General features: G+C 57.4%; 14 protein-coding genes. 7 read left to right on the forward strand and 7 right to left on the reverse strand.

What is annotated here, in order from left to right:
- Window positions 1–129: 129 nt before the first annotated feature.
- The 3 genes from QCD60_RS02640 to QCD60_RS02650 all read left to right on the forward strand — a co-directional run bounded on the left by QCD60_RS02640 (window position 130) and on the right by QCD60_RS02650 (window position 5439).
- Window positions 130–1572, forward strand: a complete 1443-nt coding sequence (locus QCD60_RS02640) for a DUF2868 domain-containing protein (RefSeq protein WP_279782165.1) — start codon at window positions 130–132, stop codon at window positions 1570–1572.
- A 25-nt stretch (window positions 1573–1597) separates the two neighbouring features.
- Entirely contained in the window at window positions 1598–2989 is a 1392-nt protein-coding gene (locus QCD60_RS02645; RefSeq protein WP_279782167.1) for a GTPase/DUF3482 domain-containing protein, read from the forward strand.
- A gap of 428 nt (window positions 2990–3417) precedes the next feature.
- Entirely contained in the window at window positions 3418–5439 is a 2022-nt protein-coding gene (locus QCD60_RS02650) for a methyl-accepting chemotaxis protein (RefSeq protein WP_279782169.1), read from the forward strand.
- Window positions 5440–5505: 66 nt separating this feature from the next.
- Here QCD60_RS02650 and QCD60_RS02655 read toward each other — a convergent pair whose 3' ends face one another.
- From QCD60_RS02655 to QCD60_RS02665, 3 genes are all read right to left on the reverse strand, one after another.
- Window positions 5506–6255 (reverse strand): RNA methyltransferase, encoded by a 750-nt coding sequence (locus QCD60_RS02655; protein ID WP_279782171.1) that lies wholly within the window; start codon window positions 6253–6255, stop codon window positions 5506–5508.
- Window positions 6256–6385: 130 nt separating this feature from the next.
- Complete coding sequence (locus tag QCD60_RS02660; protein ID WP_279782173.1) at window positions 6386–7645, reverse strand: DUF6447 family protein; 1260 nt, start codon at window positions 7643–7645, stop codon at window positions 6386–6388.
- Window positions 7646–7702: 57 nt separating this feature from the next.
- Entirely contained in the window at window positions 7703–8017 is a 315-nt protein-coding gene (locus tag QCD60_RS02665; RefSeq protein WP_279782175.1) for a DUF6482 family protein, read from the reverse strand.
- A gap of 193 nt (window positions 8018–8210) precedes the next feature.
- On the opposite strand from QCD60_RS02665, the gene QCD60_RS02670 reads away from it, so the two are divergent.
- Window positions 8211–9800, forward strand: a complete 1590-nt coding sequence (locus QCD60_RS02670; protein WP_279782177.1) for a methyl-accepting chemotaxis protein — start codon at window positions 8211–8213, stop codon at window positions 9798–9800.
- A gap of 96 nt (window positions 9801–9896) precedes the next feature.
- On the opposite strand, the gene QCD60_RS02675 is transcribed toward QCD60_RS02670, so the two are convergent.
- Together QCD60_RS02675 and clpB are read right to left on the reverse strand one after the other, a co-directional pair.
- Window positions 9897–10094: a VF530 family protein gene (locus QCD60_RS02675; protein WP_279787867.1), complete on the reverse strand. Its 198-nt coding sequence runs from the start codon at window positions 10092–10094 to the stop codon at window positions 9897–9899.
- Between the two features lie 275 nt (window positions 10095–10369).
- On the reverse strand, window positions 10370–12946 hold the full coding sequence (clpB, locus tag QCD60_RS02680; protein WP_279782179.1) for an ATP-dependent chaperone ClpB: 2577 nt from the start codon (window positions 12944–12946) through the stop codon (window positions 10370–10372).
- 442 nt (window positions 12947–13388) lie between these two features.
- On the opposite strand from clpB, the gene QCD60_RS02685 reads away from it, so the two are divergent.
- From QCD60_RS02685 to QCD60_RS02695, 3 genes are read left to right on the forward strand one after another with little or no spacing between them, the layout of a single operon-like run.
- Window positions 13389–14168 carry an efflux RND transporter periplasmic adaptor subunit gene (locus QCD60_RS02685; protein WP_279787868.1) on the forward strand — a complete coding sequence of 260 codons (780 nt, stop codon included), beginning with the start codon at window positions 13389–13391 and terminating at the stop codon, window positions 14166–14168.
- A complete protein-coding gene (locus QCD60_RS02690; RefSeq protein WP_279782181.1) occupies window positions 14165–15484 on the forward strand; it encodes an HlyD family efflux transporter periplasmic adaptor subunit in 1320 nt (439 codons plus the stop codon). Before QCD60_RS02685 ends, QCD60_RS02690 begins: the two co-directional genes overlap by 4 nt.
- A complete protein-coding gene (locus QCD60_RS02695; protein ID WP_279782183.1) occupies window positions 15481–17592 on the forward strand; it encodes an HlyD family efflux transporter periplasmic adaptor subunit in 2112 nt (703 codons plus the stop codon). Before QCD60_RS02690 ends, QCD60_RS02695 begins: the two co-directional genes overlap by 4 nt.
- A gap of 63 nt (window positions 17593–17655) precedes the next feature.
- Here QCD60_RS02695 and QCD60_RS02700 read toward each other — a convergent pair whose 3' ends face one another.
- The gene (locus tag QCD60_RS02700) at window positions 17656–18510 is read right to left on the reverse strand and encodes a tail fiber protein (protein ID WP_347949938.1); all 855 of its coding nucleotides are present in this window, start codon (window positions 18508–18510) and stop codon (window positions 17656–17658) included.
- Between the two features lie 51 nt (window positions 18511–18561).
- A complete protein-coding gene (locus QCD60_RS02705; RefSeq protein ID WP_279782187.1) occupies window positions 18562–19368 on the reverse strand; it encodes a tail fiber protein in 807 nt (268 codons plus the stop codon).
- Between the last annotated feature and the right edge of the window lie 457 nt (window positions 19369–19825).

Genomic DNA, 19825 nt, shown 5'->3' on the forward strand with positions numbered 1-19825 from the left:
AGCAAAAACACCCTGACACCGTACTGACAGTCGGCCCTGATACCAGCCGGCCATGACTCAACCAGCTTCCCCTTCGCAGAGGGATCAAGTACCTTAAGGCCGTGTTTTCAAAGGCCTGTAACCGGTTTCATGTCCTCATCACCTCACACCGACTCCTTCGCCCTGCTGGTGGATTTTGACTGGCAGAATCAGCGCGATCAGCAGCTCAGCCCCGACCTGTTGCACCAGCGTGACCGCCGTATTGGCCTGTCGCTATCGGCTTCATTGCCGCCACGCGAGCAGGCCCGGGCCTGGCTGGCGCGGCTGCACCCGAACAGTCAGGAGCTGCCCGGTCAGCAGATCACCCAGCGCTTTGGCTGGGTTACGGCCGCTATTGCCCTGCTGGGGGTGATCACCGGCATCAGTACCTTTGCCGGTCTGCTGGCGTATGACGGCAGCCAGCGCATCAACGTGCTGCTGATTCTTATGCTGGTGCTGGTGCAGCTGCTGTTTACGCTGCTGTCGTGCGCGGTGGCGGTTCGCGGCGTGCCCAGTGCGCCCTGGTTCAGCAGTGGCCGTCTGGCGGGACTGCTCAGCCTGCTGCTGCCGGGCGACAAAAGCAGCCTGTCGCTGTTCCATCATCAGCATGGCTTAAGGCCGCTCTACCCCTGGCTGGTGCTGCGCTTTTCCCAGTTTTTTGCCTGTGCCTTCAGTGCCAGCGCCCTGCTCTGCCTGCTGCTGAACGTGACCGTGCAGGATCTGGCCTTTGGCTGGAGCACCACCCTGCAGATCAGTGCGACCACCCTGCATGGGCTGGTCAGTACGCTGGCGCTGCCCTGGCAGGCGTTCTTCCCTTCTGCCGTACCCAGTCTTGAGCTGATTGAGCAGAGCCGTTATTTCCGGCTGGCGGGCAGCGCGCAGAGCGGCCTCGATAACCCGGCGCTACTCGGCCAGTGGTGGCCGTTCATTGCTCTGTGCTGGCTGAGCTATGCCCTGCTGCCTCGTATCGTTCTGGCGATCTGGATTGAGCGGCGCTGGCGCCGTCGGCTGGCTGGTCAGCTGGAGCAGCACCCGGGCTTCCAGCCACTGTTCCGCCGCCTGCATCGCGCCTGGGTCGGTACGGCATCAGAGCAGCAGGAAGGCGATACCGAAGCGGTTGCTACGGCATCCCACGCCGCCATCACCATGCCCAAACTGAAAGCCGCCAAGGTTGTGCACTGGGCCGATACCGCCTATGGCCACCCGGACCTGCGCCAGATCGTGCCGACGCTGGATGCCGACGACAGTTACTGTGCCGGTGGCGGTCATGGTCTTGATCAGGATGAGGCGGTGATCGAAGCCTTCAGCCATCTGCCGGACGATCTGCCCGTGGTGATACTGGTCAAAGCCTGGGAGCCGCCGCTGGCAGAGCTGCAGGATTTCCTGCTGGATCTGCGTAACCTCAATCGCCACAACAGCTTCTATCTGCTGCCGATCAATCCGGGGCAAAAACTGGAGCCAGCGGAAAGCAAATACCTGCCACAGTGGCAGCACTTCATCACCCGCATGGACGATGCCCACCTGCATCTGGTCAAAGCGGCGGATGCGGACTGAACTTAAACCGGTTGGGGATGACTGAATGACACCTACTTTTGCCGTCGTCGGCCACCCCAACAAGGGTAAATCCAGCATCGTTGCGACGCTGGCGCAGAACGATTCCATTCATATCGCCATGCAGCCGGGCACCACCCGTAACAGCCACCACTACCCGATGTCTGTCGATGGCCAGGTGCTCTACCATCTGGTCGATACCCCCGGCTTTCAGCGCGCCCGCAAGGCACTGGCATGGCTGCAGGCCCACAGCCGCTCTGCCGCCGATCGTCGCGCCACAGTGCAGGGCTTTATCACCCAGCATCAGAGCCTCAGCCAGTTTCATGATGAATGTGAACTGCTGCGCCCCATTGTGCAGGGTGCTGGCATCATCTATGTGGTAGATGGCTCGGTGCCTTACGGCCCGGAATACGAAGCGGAAATGGAAATCCTGCGCTGGACCGGTCAGCCCTCCATGGCGCTGATCAACCCGATTGCCAGCGATGCCCACGTGCAGGAATGGCAGACGGCACTGAGCCAGTTTTTCCGCACCGTGCGTGTGTTCAACGCCCGCACGGCAGAGTTTGATAAGCATCTGAGCCTGCTGCGCTGTTTCGGTCAGCTGGAGGAAAGCTGGGAAGCCCCCCTCAACGATGCCATTGACTACCTGCAGCAACAGCATAGCCAGCGGCGGGAAACCACCTGTCAGCTGATCAGCCGTATGCTGGCCGATATGCTCAGCCATCAGCAAAGCATCAAACTGCCTGAAGGCGTCGATAGCGAACCGCTGAAGCAGGGTCTTGAACAGCAGTGGCAGACATTCCAGCGACAGCGCGAACAGGAATGCCGCACGCAGATTGAAAAGCTCTATCAGCACCATCACCTGCAACGCCATGAGAGCGGTCTGGAGTGGCAGCAGGAAGACTTGTTCAATACCGATAACTGGTATCTCTGGGGCCTGAGTAAAACCGAACTGCTGGCCATCGCTACCGGGGCCGGTGCGGCCACCGGCGCACTGGCCGATCTCGGTGTCGGCGGTGCCTCCTTTATGCTGGGTGCGCTGGGCGGCGGCGTGGTCGGTGGCGTCAGCGCCTGGTTGTTTTCCGCTGAACTGGCGCGCTTCAAGATCAAAGGCAAGTTACCCTTAGGTGGTCAGCTGCTGACCTACGGCCCCTCCAGCCACCGCAATTTTCCTTTTGTCATTCTGGGCCGGGCGCTCTATCACTGGCAGGCCCTGATTCGCCGCAATCATGCCTGGCGCGAGCCCCTTAGCCTCGATATTGCCCCCGGTGACTGGCACGAACAGCTGTCCACCAGCCAGAAGCTGGATTTGGAAAAGGCTTTCGGTTACTGCCGCAAACAGAATATCGACAAGGCCATGCCACTACTGGAACAACATATCCTACCGCTGCTGCAATCGCTGGATCTGCTGCAACGCTAGGCTTGCCCGACCATCCGGCGTTGCATTCATCAGACTGTATTGCGCTTTTTCAGAGTGCATTGCACTTATTCAGACTGCATTTCACTTCTTCAGACTGCATTGCACTTTTTAAGAGTGCATTTGCACTTAAGCCGACAGCGCTTAAGCGCGTGTAACGGCTACATCCCCCCACTCTTCTCACAGCCTCGCTCCAATAAAGCCAATCCACGACGCGATGACGCCAGCCTGACGAAAACTTGACAGGAGTCGATGCAAGTGGAGACAAGCGCTCTATGCTGGTGCCACTTAAGCTGACTTTCCTGCTCGACATGCACTCAGCGACTACACTTACATGGCGATGCCCTCTGCAGTATCGCCATGATGGGTTCACCAATAACGATAAAACTGTGCCGCCTCCGCCGGGCGGACATGCCCCGAAGGAGCTTACCATGGGTATTTTCCAGCGATTCAACGGCTCTTCTTCCACCTCGGTGGTCACGCTTCATGCGACCTCTCGCGATCTGAACGACAAGCTCAAAGGTTTGTCTGTCTCCCCTGCCCTGATCGTTGGTTTTGTCTCCCCCCATATCAGTCTGGATCAGGTCGCCAGCAGTGTACGCAGCCGTTTCCCCAACACCCCCTTTACCCTGTGCACCAGCGCCGGGGAACTGTGCAACAGCAGTCAGAGCCTCTATTGCCAGGCGGGTAATCAGTGGGATGGCATCGTCCTGCAGTGCTTTCCGACGTCGCTGATCAGCAAGGTGGAAATCGTACGGGTACCGCTGGAATGTGCGGACCTGCGCAAGGGTCAGCCCAGCCTGAGCATGCCGCAGCGACTGGACAAGCTGATGGCATCAATCAAAAACCTGCGGATCAGTATGGAGATTGACTACCGCGATACGCTGGCCTTTGTGCTGTTTGATGGCCTGTCTTCATCCGAGTCGTTCTTCATGGAAGCCCTCTATGAATCCGGTCGTTTCCCCTGCCTGTTCGTCGGCGGCTCAGCGGGCGGCAAGCTGGACTTCAAACAGACACTGATTCATGACGGCCAGCAATGTCTGGAAAACCACGCCGTCATCACCTTTATCAAGATGGCACCGGACATTCGTTTTGGTGTGTTCAAAAGCCAGAACTTCGAGCCCACCAGTTTCAGTTTCAGCGTCCTGACCGCGTCGCTGGAGCAGCGTTTTATCAGTCAGGTCATCGACCGCCAGGGCAATATCGCCACCATGGTCGATACCCTGTGTCTGGAATTCAAATGCACTCCTGAGCAGCTGGAGCAGCGTCTGGCTGATTACTCCTTTGCCATTCGGGTTGGCAATGAACTGTTCGTGCGCTCCATCGCCCGTATTGATCTGGCCAAAAAGCAGGTTCATCTGTTCTGCGATGTCGCTCCCGGCGAAGAGCTGGTGATGGTCAAGCGCACCAATATCATTCAGGCAACACAGAAAGACTTCGCCGAATTCATGCGGAACAAGCCCGGCCAGCCAGTGGGCGGACTGCTTAACGACTGCATCCTGCGCCGGCTCTATAACGACAAAGACCTGTCAGGTATGGGCAAGGTGTTTGGTGATATTCCTCTGATTGGCTTTTCCACCTTTGGCGAAATTCTCGGGCTGAACCTCAACCAGACCCTGACCGCGATTTTCTGGTTCCGTGAAAACAAGGGTGACAAAACCTTTCAGGATGACTACGTCAACCACTTCGTTTCCAAATACGGCGAGTTCAAAGCCTTCTTCCTGCGTCGCCAGATCAAGAAGCTGAGCGGTCTGAGCCATGTGGTGGTGAAGCAGATTGAGCAGTTCAAACGCAACGACTTCGAGAGCTTTATCGATGCCAAAGGGCTGGATGAGCATATTCGCCCGGTGTTCAAGGGCCTGTCGGATTTAGGGGGCGTGCTGAGCGAGGCGCGGCGGATGGAAGCCGAGATTGCCACGCAGCTGGAAGACTGTGCCACTGACCTGACCAACTCGGTCAACGAACTGACCGAGCACGTGCATACTCAGGCCGCCGCGGTGGATGAAGCCGGTACAACCATCAGCCACATGACGCAACAGGCAGAGGAAGTGGCCAACAGTGCCCGTACACTGGCACTTTCCAGCGACCGTATTCAGAGCGTGGTGCAGGTCATTCAGCAGATTGCCGATCAGACCAACCTGCTGGCGCTGAACGCCGCTATTGAGGCAGCACGCGCAGGGGAAATGGGCCGGGGTTTTGCTGTAGTAGCCGACGAGGTACGCGGACTGGCAGAAAAATCACGGCAAAGTGCCGGTGAAATCGGCGCCGATATCGACAAGCTGGCCAATGAGATACGGCGTGTGGCGCAGGATATTGAAGGTCAATCCGGAGCGGTGGGTGAACTGTCATCGATGCTGTCATCACTGGAGCACACCAGCTCGCTGACCGCGGATAACGCTTCACGCACCAAGGGTGTGGCCAATACCCTGCTGGCGCTGACGAAACGGCACTGAGGCTGACTCTTGCGCTGCAGTCTCACCATGAGGCTGCGGCGTGCTATGACATCACCGGCTGGAGGCTTAGCCGCGCAGGTGGTACAGCAGAATACCTGCAGCAATAGCGACGTTCAGTGACTCACTCTGACCGTAGAGAGGAATAAACAGATTGCTACGGGTCTGATCCAGCAGTACATCACTGACACCACTGCCTTCGTTCCCCATGATCAGGCCAAAACGGGGCTGTGACGGAATTTGCTGAAACGGCACGGCCTTGCGCAACGCTGACCCAAATACCGGTACATCTCGCTGGTTCAGCGTAGCCAGCACCTCGGGTAACGCCTGATGCCAGAGCGGCAGATGGAAATGACTGCCCTGTGCTGAACGCAGCACCTTGGGGTTGTAGGGGTCGACACAGCCATCACCAAGAATGACACCATCCAGACCCGCCGCATCCGCCGTACGAATCATAGTGCCAAGATTGCCGGGGTCCTGCACGGCATCCAGTAGCAGGAAGCGCTGCCCTGATGTCAGTACGGTCGCCTCTTCCTGCATCCTGCAGATGGCGGCGACCCCCTGCGGGGTTTCAGTATCCGTGATGGCCTTCATCACTTCCGGGCTGATCTGCGTCAGCACCACGCCAGCGCTACCGGCAGGCACCGGCTGGCCCTCGACCAGCAGCAGCTCTTCCACCCGTCCCGCCTGTTTCAGCGCTTCTTCCACCAGGTGATGTCCTTCCACCAGAAACTGCCTGCTCTGCTGGCGGTACTTGCGAGTCTGGAGTTTTTTCCAGGCTTTGACCTGGGGATTCTGGGTGGAAGTAATCTGGCGCACGCGGGTCTCTTTTGATCAGACGGGAATACGGAGGATAGAAATAAAAAGAGCCGTTAATGATAGGCGATCAGCCCGTCAGAAACGACTCCCGTTTGCTCACCTTCTGCAGGGAGCGAAAAGTGACGCCCGGTTAAGAAGCGAGACTGGTGCTGTCTGGCAGCAGTCCTTTCAGTGCATTGATGTAGGCATTGCGGGCGGTCTGCAGCGCAGCAGCCTTGGCCTGCAGACGGGCAAGCTCCTGATCAACGAACTGAATGCTGGCGATCTGCGCTTTTGCTTCTTCGGACAGTGTATCGAGATCGTATTCTTTGTTATCGATATTGATGCTAGGCATAACGTTCCTTGAATCCTGGACAAAGGTTGGCAGCGGCACCACCGCTGTTGAAGGTGAAGCCTCCGCAGTGTCATCGAATCCCGCAGGATTGGCAATGCGCAGATAGCCAAGTCGTTGATTAATATCCAGCAGACTTCGAATTTTGCCGTCCGTTTCCGCAACCGACAATGGCACGCGCTGGCGCTCACGCTGGCAGCTGAGTGCGGCTTGCTGCCGGCCCTGCTGAGGGTCGCTGGCCAGCCTGTAGCCACTGCCGAGTAAAGCAACAGCTGCACGCTGAAACAGCGGCAGCGGCAGTTCCCGTTGCAGCAGTATCTCTTCACTCAACCGGAAACCACTGGCTTCAGTGAGTGCCAGCATGTAGCGGGTCGGCTCGCGCAACACCAGCCGGCCATCGACGCTGAGGTGCAGCAAAGGAAAGAATGGCGCCAGCTCCGGCAACAGGTGATTGGCAAACACCCGGTCTTTCCAGTAACGCCCGGCAATCAGGGTAAAGTGCCGGTAGTCCTCAATCGGGCGAAAATTAGCCTGATAAAACGGCAGAATTTCCACTTTGGGTTTGGTCGGTACTACCGTGTCATTGGCCACATCGACATAAAGGCTGCCGACCTGAAAGGCATTCTGAAAGTATTCGCGGCGCAGATCCCCCCACACCTGCCGAATCATGCCGCCAGCCTGCAAAAATGCCCGCACTGCCTGCCAGCCTGCGCTTTGCTGCGCAGACGGAGACTCGGAGCCAAACCGGGCGAGGCGCTGCTGCATCAACTGGGAGATTTCCAGACACTGACCAAGGGGATAGGTTTTGCCCAGCTTGATGGGCTGTCTGGGCTGCTGCTCGGCATCCACTTCTGCACGTAATGTCAGCAGCCACTGCTCGACCTGTGACAGATGCGGCAGCAGATAGCGTTCCGTCAGAGCATGCTGAACGTCGTACTCGGGCACACGAGGCTCGTTGGGCAGCAGAGACTGTAGTGGTGGGTGAACAGAGGGCGGCCAGGGCGACAGGCTGTCGGGCACGGTTGCATCCTTAGAGCTGGCGGTTTGGGCTTCCAGCATATAAGCCATTGCCGGTTGTGGCTACGCCCGGCCACAACCGGCAATGGCAGCAACACCTTAGTGATCGTGATCGGGATCAGCAATGGGTACCATCAGCTCGTTATCCAGATCACCGCCGGGCTGGCCGATCATTTCATCATACGCACTGTGGTGACAGAGATAGGCGCGGGAAATCCCCATGCCACGGAACGGCTTTTTGGCATCAATCTGACTGCGAAAACGCAGACACTGATTCTGCTCATCACGCACACTATGCCATTCATCCCCTACCTGCACCTCCACCAGATACAGGCTGTTTTCCAGTGAACGCAGACGCAATGCCTGGGGGCTGGGGGTTAACTGGCGGACTTGACTGAGAGTTACACCTTGCATGTTCTGACTCCTCTGCTGGTCATCTCACGCGGGGTTATACGCAACTCCAGCGCCAGTGGATGACCCTTTCGAGCCATTCACCCTGTTATCCCCTCCGAAACTGGAAAGATTGCCCCGCATACACCACATTTAAGGTCAAACTCCGCAAACAAAAAGAACAACAACCTGGCAGGTTGTGCTGGAGATTCCCACCATGACTATCCGCACCAAGGTATACGCCGGCATCATCACCCTGATGCTGGTCATTCTGCTCAATGCCGCCGCTGGCCTCTTCGCTATCCGCCAGCTGTCCTCTGCCCTTGAATACATCACCGGTCCGGCCTGGGCGACGGCGGACGGCGCCATGGAAGGCACTATCGGCATTCAGGCAGAAATCATCCTGCTCAAGGATTTTGCTGCGGGCGAGATCGACCTGAACAAAGCTCACAGCAAGCTTGAAGAAGCCGGCCAGTTTACCGCACAGGCATTGACCCGCATGAAGGAAGCGGCGCTGATCAGCCCGGCTCAGATTTCGCAGCTCGATCAGCATCTGCAGCAGTTTGCCAAAGCCAAGGAGCTGCTGCTGAACAGCACGCCGGACAACCGGACACAGGCGGCCAGTGCACTCAGTGCTCAGGTGGAAACCATGCTGGACTTTATCGACAAGCTGGAGGCCGATGCAGACAGCAAGGTGGAGGCGACGGCGGGCGATCTGGATGTGGTCATCGGCAGCCTTAAATCCACAGCAGTCGTCACCCTTGTTATCGCTCTGGTGCTGGCCATGGTGATTCTACTGCTGGCACGCCGCTACGTGATCCAGCCCATTCGTCACCTGACCCATCTGCTGGCCGAACTGACCCGTGGTGACGGCAACCTGCGTACCCGCCTGCAGATCAACAGCAAGGACGAAATGGGTGAGCTGGCCGGGTACTTCAATCAGTTTCTCGACGTGATTCACAATCTGGTGCGACAGGTGACTCACACCATCGACCACACCACTTCGCTGATGCAGCACATCGGCAGCAGCCTGCAGCAGATTGATGAAGGCGCTACCCGGCAATGCCGGGAAACAGAGCAGATCGTCACAGCGGTCAATCAGATGACCTCCACACTGGGGGAAGTGGCACACTTTGCCGCTGATACGGAAAGCAGCTCCACCACCGCACAAAGCCAGTCGCGCAGTGGCCAGAACGACCTGCAGGGAACCATGGACTCGCTGCATGAGGTGGTGTCGGAAATGGAAAAAGCCTCTACCGTCATTGCCCATCTGGAATCAGACGGGCAGAACATTGGCTCGGTGCTGGAGGTGATTCGCAGTATTGCCGAACAGACCAATCTGCTGGCACTCAATGCCGCCATTGAAGCAGCACGGGCAGGGGAAACCGGGCGGGGCTTCGCGGTGGTGGCAGATGAGGTGCGCAATCTGGCCAACCGCACCCATCAGTCGACACTGGAAATCCAGACGGTGGTAGAACGTATTCAGCGCGGCTCCAGTGACGCCGCCAACGTGATGCGCACCTCACAGCGGCTGGCCGACTCAGTGGCGGAACAGGCCGCCAACAGTATTCAGGTGTTCGGCCAGATCAGTGACACCATTGATCAGCTCAATGGCCTGAACCGGCATATTTCTTCTGCTACAGGAGAGCAGCGACGGGTATCGGAAGAGGTCAATATGCGCATTGCGTCAGTGGCCAGCAGCGCCAATGACAATGCATCGTTGACCCGAGCCGCGGTCACCACCAAGGATCAGCTACTGAACGACATCTATCAGCTACAGACACTGACCAGCCGCTTCGGCATCTGAGCTGGCTCGTGATCATGCTCCGCAGGCTGTGGAGCTGATAAGGGGAAGATATAAATCAGTAAGAGGCTGAGTCTGCAGCCTCTTACTGTCAGCCGTTCATTTCCAGCCTTTCATTTCCAGATAGAGCGCTTCGACCTTGGTGCGAGCCCAGGGCGTCTTGCGCAGGAAACGCAGGCTGGATTTGACACTGGGCTCGTTGCGGAAGCAGCGGATGTCCACCCGCTCTGCCATTTCATCCCAGCCTTTCTGCGCCACCAGTTCATTAAGGATCATTTCCAGCGTCACCCCATGCATAGGGTTGTTGGCCTGACCTGCAGTCTTGGCGCTCTCTGCTTCGGCAGAACGTGACTCGGTGGGAGTATGGTTGTCAGTTGTCATAGTGGTACTCAAAAGACGCTGCTCAGGGCACACCCAGCAGGGCTTTCCTTAACAGGCTGTTAAGGAGATTGCAGCGCGCTGGAATAGAAAAGGACGCTATTGTAACCCCGCTCCCGCCATGCGTCAGCCCGCTGCGCAAGCAGAAAAAACAACGCCCGCACAAGGCGGGCGTTGCAGATAACACCTGACGCTTACTGACCAAACACCAGCTGACCGTTGACCAGACTGACCTTGATGGTGCTTCCCGGTGCAAAGTGACCAGAAAGAATCTCGTTGGCCAGCGGGTTTTCCAGATGACGCTGGATGGAGCGCTTGAGCGGACGCGCACCGTAAACCGGGTCGAAGCCCACCGCCACCAGATGGTCCAGTGCCTCGGGGGTGATCTCCAGCTGCAGATCGCGCTCCTGCAGACGCTGCCCCAGACGGCTGATCTGGATATCCGCAATGCCACGCACCTGACTCTGGCCAAGGCTGTGGAACACCACCACTTCGTCGATACGGTTGACCAGTTCCGGGCGGAAATGGGTCGCAACCACATCCATCACCTTGTCCTTCATTTCCTCATAGAGGGTGTCGGAGCTGGTGTACGCCTGAATAATGTCGGACCCCAGGTTGGAAGTCATGACAATCACGGTATTGCGGAAGTCCACGGTGCGGCCCTGACCATCGGTCAGGCGACCATCCTCCAGCACCTGCAGCAGGATATTGAAGACATCCGGGTGCGCCTTCTCCACTTCATCCAGCAGCACAACAGAGTAGGGCTTACGCCGCACGGTTTCGGTCAGGTAACCGCCCTCTTCATAACCCACGTAACCGGGAGGAGCACCGATCAGACGAGCCACGGAGTGCTTCTCCATAAACTCGGACATATCGATCCGTACCATCGCCTCTTCGGTATCGAACAGGAAACGCGCCAGCGCCTTACACAGTTCGGTTTTACCCACCCCGGTTGGGCCGAGGAACAGGAAAGAACCGTTAGGACGATTAGGATCCGCCAGCCCCGCACGGGAACGACGTACCGCGTTAGCCACCGCCACCACAGCTTCATCCTGACCGATGACGCTTTCGTGCAGGGCGTCTTCCATTCGCAGCAGCTTTTCACGCTCGCCTTCGAGCATTTTCGAGATAGGGATGCCGGTCCATTTGGACACCACCTCGGCCACCTCTTCCTCAGACACACGGTTACGCAGCAACTGCATATCCATCATTTCTGCCTGAGAGGCCATATCCAGCTGCTTTTCCAGATCAGGAATCACGCCGTACTGCAGCTCAGACATGCGCGCCAGATTACCGCTGCGGCGCGCCTGTTCCATATCGACCCGCGCTTGTTCCAGCTGTTCCTTGATCTTCTGTGAACCCTGCAGTGCGGCTTTTTCAGTTTTCCACACCTCTTCCAGATCCGCGTATTCGCGTTCCAGCTTGCCGATCACCTGCTCCAGATCATCCAGCCGTGCCTTGGAGGCCTTGTCGGTCTCCTTCTTCAGCGCCTCACGCTCCATCTTCAACTGAATAAGACGACGGTCGAGACGATCCATTTCTTCTGGTTTGGAGTCCATCTCCATACGGATACGACTGCCTGCTTCGTCAATCAGGTCGATGGCCTTGTCCGGCAGCTGGCGGTCAGTGATATAGCGTTGTGACAGCTTGGCTGCTGCAATGATGGCCGAGTCGGTGATGTCGACACCGTGGTGCACTTCGTAGCGCTCTTTCAGGCCACGCAGAATAGCGATGGTGTCTTCAACGCTGGGTTCATCCACCAGTACTTTCTGGAAACGACGCTCCAGCGCCGCATCTTTCTCAATGTACTGACGGTATTCATCCAGCGTGGTGGCACCGACGCAGTGCAGCTCGCCACGCGCCAGGGCGGGCTTGAGCATATTGCCTGCGTCCATCGCCCCCTCACCCTTACCAGCACCGACCATGGTGTGCAGCTCATCAATAAAGAGAATGACCCGCCCTTCTTCCTTGGCCAGCTCATTCAGCACGGCTTTCAGACGCTCCTCGAACTCACCGCGGAACTTGGCACCGGCAATCAGGGCGCCCATATCCAGTGACAGCACCTGCTTGTCTTTAAGACCTTCCGGCACCTCGCCGTTGACGATACGCTGCGCCAGCCCCTCGACAATGGCCGTTTTACCCACACCGGGTTCACCGATCAGCACCGGGTTGTTCTTGGTTCGACGCTGCAGTACCTGAATGGTGCGGCGAATCTCATCGTCACGACCGATCACCGGGTCCAGCTTGCCTGCTACCGCGCGTGCCGTCAGATCGATGGTGTATTTCTTCAGCGCATCACGCTTTTCTTCGGCATTGGGGTCGCTCACGTTTTCACCGCCACGCACTTTATTGATCACCGCTTCCAGTTGTTCTTTCTTGATGCCCTGTGCGCGCAGCACATCGCCCAGCCCGGACTTGTCATCCATCGCCGCCAGTACCACCAGCTCGCTGGAAATATACTGGTCACCATTTTGCTGCGAGGCCTTGTCGGCCAGATTGAGCAGGCGGGCAAACCGCTCTGACGGACGCACGTCACCATCGTGCTGTTTCACCGTTGCCAGTTTGCCCAGCTCTTTATCCAGCTCACGGCGCACCTTGGCAACATCGAAGCCTGCCTGCGACAGAATGCTACGAGTACTGCCTCCCTGCTGATCCAGCAGGCTGACAAATAAATGAAGGGGTTCCAGCTGATTATGGTCACGGCCGACGGCCAGAGAAACGGCGTCGTTCAGTGCTTCCTGCAGCTTGGTAGTAAAACGGTCGATACGCATTGAGCTACCTCCAAAGTCATAAGCCCGATGATGGAAACGGCGCTTGCACTGGATAAGTTGCCAGTCACGATATGGCCGTTATGAGTTCGGGCGATTGACTGTGAAAGTTGGGGCAGCGCTGATGAATTCAAGATGACTAATGTTAGAAAACTCACATTAGCAATCGCGATGTTGATGCGGATCAAGCATTGCTAATGGACGAGCGGGTGCTACCAGTGCGAAGGGCTTCAAGTTGAGCGCTTCTCCCCTCGTCCAACAGATAAACTCTGCTACACTGCGCTACAACTGATTGCCGAGTATGTGTCTGAACCGATCATGCTTGCGGCTAGTTCAATCGCACTGCAGAGCATGTCTGCAGTCACCATGAGGTCAAGACAGCGTGCTTTACCACCACCTTTTTCTGCGTAGATTGCCCTTTTTTTTGCCCGCAAAATCCTCTCTGGTGTTCGCTCTGCTGGGCGTATTGACCGCTCCGCTTGCACAGGCTGACGATCCCCTGCTTCCTTCTCTGACGCCATCGACACAAAACACGGAATCAACCTCCACCCAGCAGGCTCGGGGCGTGTTACGTGCGCTTGCTCAGGCAACCCTGTCAAGTGATCTGGCGGGACGCATTATTGAATTACCCTTCCGTGAGGGGCAGTCCTTCAAACAGGGCGATTTGCTGGCACGCTTTGACTGCTCGGTCTATCAGGCCCAGCTGAATGCCTCGCAGGCCAGCGCCCGTGCGGCCCAGGCAGAGCTTAATCAGAACCAGCAGCTGGCGCAGATGAAGTCTGTTGGCAAATATGCGGTGTCGCTGTCTGCGGCCAAACTGGCTCAGGCTCAGGCAGAGAGCCAGGTGTATCAGATTCAGGTGAGCCGCTGCCGCCTGCTGGCCCCTTTTGACGGGCAGATTGTCAGCCGTAAGGTCAATGCCTTCGAGAGCGTGACGCAGGGCACTCCCATGATGGAGGTGGTCGACAACCGCCATCTGGAGATTGATTTGCTGGTGCCCTCGCGCTGGCTGACGAAGATCAAGCCCGGTATGACATTCACGTTTACTCCCGATGAGACAGGCCAGCCATTACAGGCCCGGGTCGCACGACTGGGTGCGCGTATCGACGAAGGCAGCCAGACACTGAGTCTGATCGGTACTATTGACGATAACAGCGATGCCAGCAAAGACAGCCACCTGATCGCTGGCATGAGCGGCACCGCCCAGTTTACGGAGGCCCAGTGAACGCACCTGCCTCTTTTTCTGTAGAACGGGTATTTGCCCGCTTCCTCGATATCGAGCGCCAGATCAGGGCCACACGCAAAGTCGAAGAACTGGCTTATATTCTGGTCAATGACAGCCAGACGCTGTTTGGCTTTCGCCATGCAGCACTGGTTATCGATGGCAGGGTTCGCGCCATTACCGGCGTCACCCAGCCATCACCACAAGCTCCGTTTGTCGCCTTTATTGAACGTGCCTGTGAACAGTTGCTGAAACAGCAGAAGCTGGATCAATGTGCCATCGTGGAGGCCGCTGTTTTAGATCAGCAGTGCCGGAATGACTGGCAGGCATTGTCTGCCCCCGAAGCCCTGTGGTCCCCCTTGAAGGATCGACAGGGGCGCACCTTTGGCGGCATCTGGTATGCCCGCGAGCGTCCCTGGCAGGATGCCGAAAAAGTGCTGGCAGACCAGCTGGCCAACGCTTACAGCCATGCCTGGCTGGCATTGGAGCAACGACGCCAGTGGCGCCGTGGTGGGATTCGCTGGCCCGTAGTCATGGCAGTGCTGGCGCTGCTGGCCTGTCTGTTCATACCGGTTAAGCAGTCCGTTCTGGCTCCGGCAGAAGTAGTGCCGCTGCAGGGACGGGTAGTCGCAGCACCACTGGACGGTGTTGTGCAGGAGTTTGTGGTGCAGCCTAACCAGGCCGTACATCAGGGTGATCTGCTGGTTCGCTTCGATGCCACCACCCTGCGTGCACAAGCCGATGTCGCCGAGCGTGCGCTGGATGTGGCTGAGGCCGAATATCGCGCCAGTGCGCAGCGAGCCTTTCAGGATGCCGACTCCAAGGCCAAACTGGATTTACTGGCAGCACAGGTCGCTCAGAAACGAGCCGAACGGGACTACGCCAAAGAGCTGCTGAGCCGGGCTGAAGTGCGTGCGGAGCGTGATGGTATTGCCGTATTTGCTGACGCCGAGCGCTGGACCGGCAAACCGGTGCGTACTGGCGAGCGTTTGCTGGAGCTGGCTAACCCGCAACAGGCGGAGCTGAAGATCGAGCTGGATGTCGGTGATGCCATTGACTTTGCCCAGCAGGCACCGGTCACCCTGTTTCTCGACAGTGACCCGCTGACACCCCATCAGGCCATTCTGGAACGGGCTGCCTACGAGTCAGAACTGACCCCTTCAGGCAATCTGGCTTATCGTCTGGATGCGCGTTTTACTGACGCGCCACCCCGCATCGGCCTGCGTGGCACAGCAAAGGTGTATGGTGAAAACGTGCCGCTGGCAGTCTACCTGTTCCGGCGACCACTGGCCGCTATCAGAAAGGCTGTTGGGATATGAGTGCTGCTGCCCTTCTGCCTGCCTTGCGTAACGATCTGCAGCTGTCAGAAGCCGCTGCAGGCAGAGATGGCGCACCGCAGTGGACACTGTCTGACCCGCTGACCGGCCGCTATTTCAAGATGTCACCCACAGCGATGCGACTATTGCGTCACTGGGGATTGCGTGATCCAGGCCGGGTTCTGGAGGCCGCCAATACCGAACCTGGTTTACCGGTGCAAGGCAAAGAGCTGGAGCAGCTACTGCTGTTTCTTCGTGGCCATGACCTGATTGCAGCCACCGATGCCGAACAGCGCAAGAGCTACATGGCCAAAGCCCGCACCCGCCAGAACAGTCTGTGGAAGAGCGCACTTCATCAGTATCTGTTTTTTCGCATCCCCCTATGGCGTCCTGATCCTTTTCTCAACCGCACCTGGCCCTGGCTGCAGCGATACGGCCGCCTGCTACTCGGACTGGGTTTACCCCTGATGCTGATCCTTGGTTTGTTCCTGGTCAGTCGCGACTGGGTGCGCTACACCCACTCCTTCCCTCATCTGTTTACCTTACCCGGCATGGCCACCTTTGGTATCGCGCTGGTGTTTGCCAAGTTTATCCATGAGATGGGCCATGCCTACCTGGCCAAGCGTGCCGGGTGCCGAGTGCAGAGCATCGGCGTGGCCTTTATCGTGCTGTTCCCGTTGTTCTATACCGACGTGACCGATGCCTGGAAGCTGAAGGATCATCGCGAACGCATACTGATCGGTGCCGGCGGTATTCTGGCGGAATTAACGCTGGCCTGTATGGCCCTGCTGGCCTGGACGCTGCTACCGGAAGGACCGGCCCGCACTGCCGCCTTTATGCTGTCTAGTGCCACCTGGATTACCACGGTCATCGTCAACCTCAATCCGCTGATGCGCTTTGACGGTTACTTCCTGCTCAGTGACTTCTGGCGGGTGGAGAACCTTCAGGAGCGAGCTTATGCCCTGTCACGCTGGCGTCTGCGTGAGTGGCTGTTCAGCTATGGCGCTCCCGCCCCGGAAACCTGGTCACCTGCCATGCAGCGTAAGCTGTTACTGTGGGGCTATGCCTCCTGGTTATGGCGCTTTTTCCTGTTTCTGGGGATAGCACTGGTGGTCTATCACTTCTTTATCAAGGTCATCGGCATCGTACTGATGCTGGTGGAAGTTCTCTGGTTTATTGGCTTACCGATTCTGAAAGAAATGAAAAACTGGTGGACCTTCCGCAAAGCTTCCCATCCTGCCGCGGTATTGCGCAGCGGTCTGCTACTGGCAGCACTGCTGGGCGTGCTGATCTACCCCTGGCATGGCAGCATACATATCCCAGCGGTCCTGCAGGCAGAGAAAGTCAGTACTCTCTACGCGCCAATTGCCGCACAGGTGCAAAGCCTCAGAGTCAGCGACGGCCAGCAGGTCAAAACTGGCGAAGTGCTGGTAGAGCTGACGTCTGCCGACCTCAATTACCGCCTCGACATCGAGCGCCAGCGTATTGATGTGCTGCAACAACAGCTACGGCGGGGAGCTGCACGCAAAGAAACCGCCAGTGAATCTCAGGTACAGGAGCAGCAACTGGCCGAGTCGCTGGCACGCTATCGCGGCCTCGCCGCCCAGCGTGAACAACTGCTGATCAGGGCTCCACAGGACGGACAGGTAAGAGACGTTGCCCGCGACATGACAACAGGTCGCTGGGTTGCAGCGGATATGCCGTTACTACGTATCGCACTGAAGGGAACGGGCAAAATTCAGGGCTATCTGCCGGAGGACAGCCTGAGGCGGGCAACATCGGGCATGCAGGGCCACTTTATCGCCGATGACCCTGCCTGGCCACGACTGAGCGTCACCCTGCAAACGCTGGCACCCACCGGCTCGCCTTACCTGCAGCTGGAAGCACTGGCATCAGACTATAAAGGCCCTATTGCCGTGCGCCATGATGATGAACGTAAGTTGCAGCCGGTACAGGCACAGTACAGCGTCAGTTTTTCGGTCAACGCAGAGTCGGCGCTACCCGAACAGCCGTTACGTGGAGAAGTGATTTTGCAGGGTGAAAAGGAGTCCATTCTTGGTGGCGTGTGGCGCCGGGTGGCGGCACTGGGCATTCGCGAGAGTGGGTTTTAATAACCGGACTAAAAACCGCACAGGCACACTGCCTGTGCGGTTCAACATGACTATCAGCACTGATCAGGGTCGTGGCGGATATAGACCATCAGTGACCATGCAATAGCGCATCGCTATTGACGGCGGGACGGTAGGAATTTCCTGACCACCTCCCGTCATTCCAACCGTCACCGTGCCGCCCCCTGATGAACCTCCTCCTGTTACATCAAGGGAGACATTGCCCGTGGCCGTGCCTGTTACCGCATTATCCGGCCCGATAACCAGATCAGCACTGGTGCCAGCGGGCGCGTAAACGTTGGCTGTTGTCAGCTGAGCGGGGCCAAGCACGGCGTTGTTGACCGGTGTATTGGAGCGCGTGGTTAAGGTGTTGGTAGATGTTCCGATTTTTACTGACCCGGTAACGTCCAGCGTCACCGTGCCTGACGCGGTAGCAGTCCCGCCGGCACCGCCTCCCGTCGGAGTAAATGTCGCCTGATGGTTATGCACCGGCATCTGTGCGATTGTCTGCACGATGCTTTCCTGCCCGTACTCTGCTCCCCAGGGCCGACCTGTTAGCCCTGGCCCGGCGCCATAGCCTGTCGGTGCCCGCCCGCGCATATCCGGTACACCCATGGTGGTCCGACAGTCTCCACCATAAGTGCAGCCAATCAATGAGAACAGAGCCTCATTACCACTGACGGGCAACAGCTGCCCCATCATCTCAACCGTGTTAGCGGGACAGTATGACCCCGCCATAATGCACACCTCGCCCGTGTATGCCTCTGTGCCGCAGGCGGCGGCTTGTCTGGGTGTTAGCGAGAAAATAACAGACAGTGTTGCTACTGCCAGCGATGACACTGACGACAGTTTTATTAGCGAACTTCTACTCATAGCCACTTTTCCTCGATCCTGTTCGACTCCTGCTCTGACACACGCCATATCTGGCTGTCATGGCGAGCAATTAAAAAGATGCAGCCCATAGAGATGTCGTTAGCCCCGAGGGGGAAAGATTCCGCTGGTGACAATGCAATAACGCATTGCAATGGACGGAGAGACAGTAGCCATAGCCTGACTACCTCCGGTATTGTCAATCTGTACTGTGCCTCCCGCTGACGCCCCTCCACCTGTCACATTCAGGGAGACATCGCCTGTAGCCGTGCCTGTTACCGCATTATCCGGACCGATAACCAGATCAGCACCGGTACCAGCAGGCGCATAAACGTTCGCTGTCGTCAGCTGAGCAGGGCCGAGCACAGAATTGTTCGTCGGTGTGTTGGAACGAGTGGTTAAGGTGTTGGCAGATGTTCCGATTTTTACTGACCCGGTAACGTCCAGCGTTACCGTGCCTGAAGCAGTGGCCGTGCCACCGGCCCCGCCTCCCGTCGGAGTAAATGTCGCCTGATGGTTATGCACGGGCATCTGTGCGATTGTCTGCACGATACTTTCCTGCCCATACATGTCACCAATCGGATGACTGGTCAGCCCTGGCCCGGTGCCATAACCTGTCGGCGCGCGCCCGCGTAAATCAGGGAGTTGCATGGTAGTTCTGCAATCCCCGCCATAATTGCATCCAATCAGTGCAAACAGCGCTTGATTCGTAGAAATCGCAACGATCTGCCCCATTGACTCGACGGTATTGTGAGGGCAGTAGTTGCCCGCAATGATACAAACCTGACCTATATAGGCATCATCTCCACAGGCTGCTGCCTGCCTCGGGGTCACTGCGAAGGTCACTGCCAGAGTAGCGGCAGCTATAGACGCAAGAGAGGAAAGGGTAGTCAGGGCATGTCTGCTCATAGCACTTCTCCTTATAGATACATCGACACAGTGCGTTGATCTGCTGGCTTGTCACGAACACGATCTGAAGCCCAACTACAAACCTCTGAAGACCTCCTGATTGAGTAAAGACCCTTTCGTATAAACTGCAAGCTGTTAGATGACTGCCACTTCATATATCCATGACAGCCATCAAGATTTCTCCTATACCTTCTGTGGGATGATGAACGGCTCGACAAAGTGCAAATAAAGCCTGCTCAACCCCAGAAAGCGTCTTCCTTACTTTGTACAAAAATCATACCTAGGGTGACTGGACAGGTCTGCCAGCGCTCCCTATGCTGACAAACAATTTGCACTTTATTGCAATTTGCGTCACTGCACTGACATTGCGAACCATGTTAAGTACGAGCTGTTAATTGTTCTGGTCGCGGGTGGCAGACAGTGAAGTGACGCTGGTTATTACCTCGGAGCATTCAGC

Source organism: Pokkaliibacter sp. MBI-7 (genome assembly GCF_029846635.1).
In the GTDB taxonomy this organism is placed as follows: Bacteria; Pseudomonadota; Gammaproteobacteria; order Pseudomonadales; family Balneatricaceae; genus Pokkaliibacter.

Coding starts and splice junctions, on each gene's coding strand:
- QCD60_RS02650 (WP_279782169.1), top strand. CDS start 3,418: ATGGGTATTTTCCAGCGATTCAACGGCTCTTCTTCCACCTCGGTGGTC.
- QCD60_RS02695 (WP_279782183.1), top strand. CDS start 15,481: ATGAGTGCTGCTGCCCTTCTGCCTGCCTTGCGTAACGATCTGCAGCTG.
- clpB (WP_279782179.1), bottom strand. CDS start 12,946: ATGCGTATCGACCGTTTTACTACCAAGCTGCAGGAAGCACTGAACGAC.
- QCD60_RS02660 (WP_279782173.1), bottom strand. CDS start 7,645: ATGCTGGAAGCCCAAACCGCCAGCTCTAAGGATGCAACCGTGCCCGAC.
- QCD60_RS02700 (WP_347949938.1), bottom strand. CDS start 18,510: ATGGCGTGTGTCAGAGCAGGAGTCGAACAGGATCGAGGAAAAGTGGCT.
- QCD60_RS02675 (WP_279787867.1), bottom strand. CDS start 10,094: ATGCATGGGGTGACGCTGGAAATGATCCTTAATGAACTGGTGGCGCAG.
- QCD60_RS02640 (WP_279782165.1), top strand. CDS start 130: ATGTCCTCATCACCTCACACCGACTCCTTCGCCCTGCTGGTGGATTTT.
- QCD60_RS02645 (WP_279782167.1), top strand. CDS start 1,598: ATGACACCTACTTTTGCCGTCGTCGGCCACCCCAACAAGGGTAAATCC.
- QCD60_RS02705 (WP_279782187.1), bottom strand. CDS start 19,368: ATGAGCAGACATGCCCTGACTACCCTTTCCTCTCTTGCGTCTATAGCT.
- QCD60_RS02665 (WP_279782175.1), bottom strand. CDS start 8,017: ATGCAAGGTGTAACTCTCAGTCAAGTCCGCCAGTTAACCCCCAGCCCC.
- QCD60_RS02670 (WP_279782177.1), top strand. CDS start 8,211: ATGACTATCCGCACCAAGGTATACGCCGGCATCATCACCCTGATGCTG.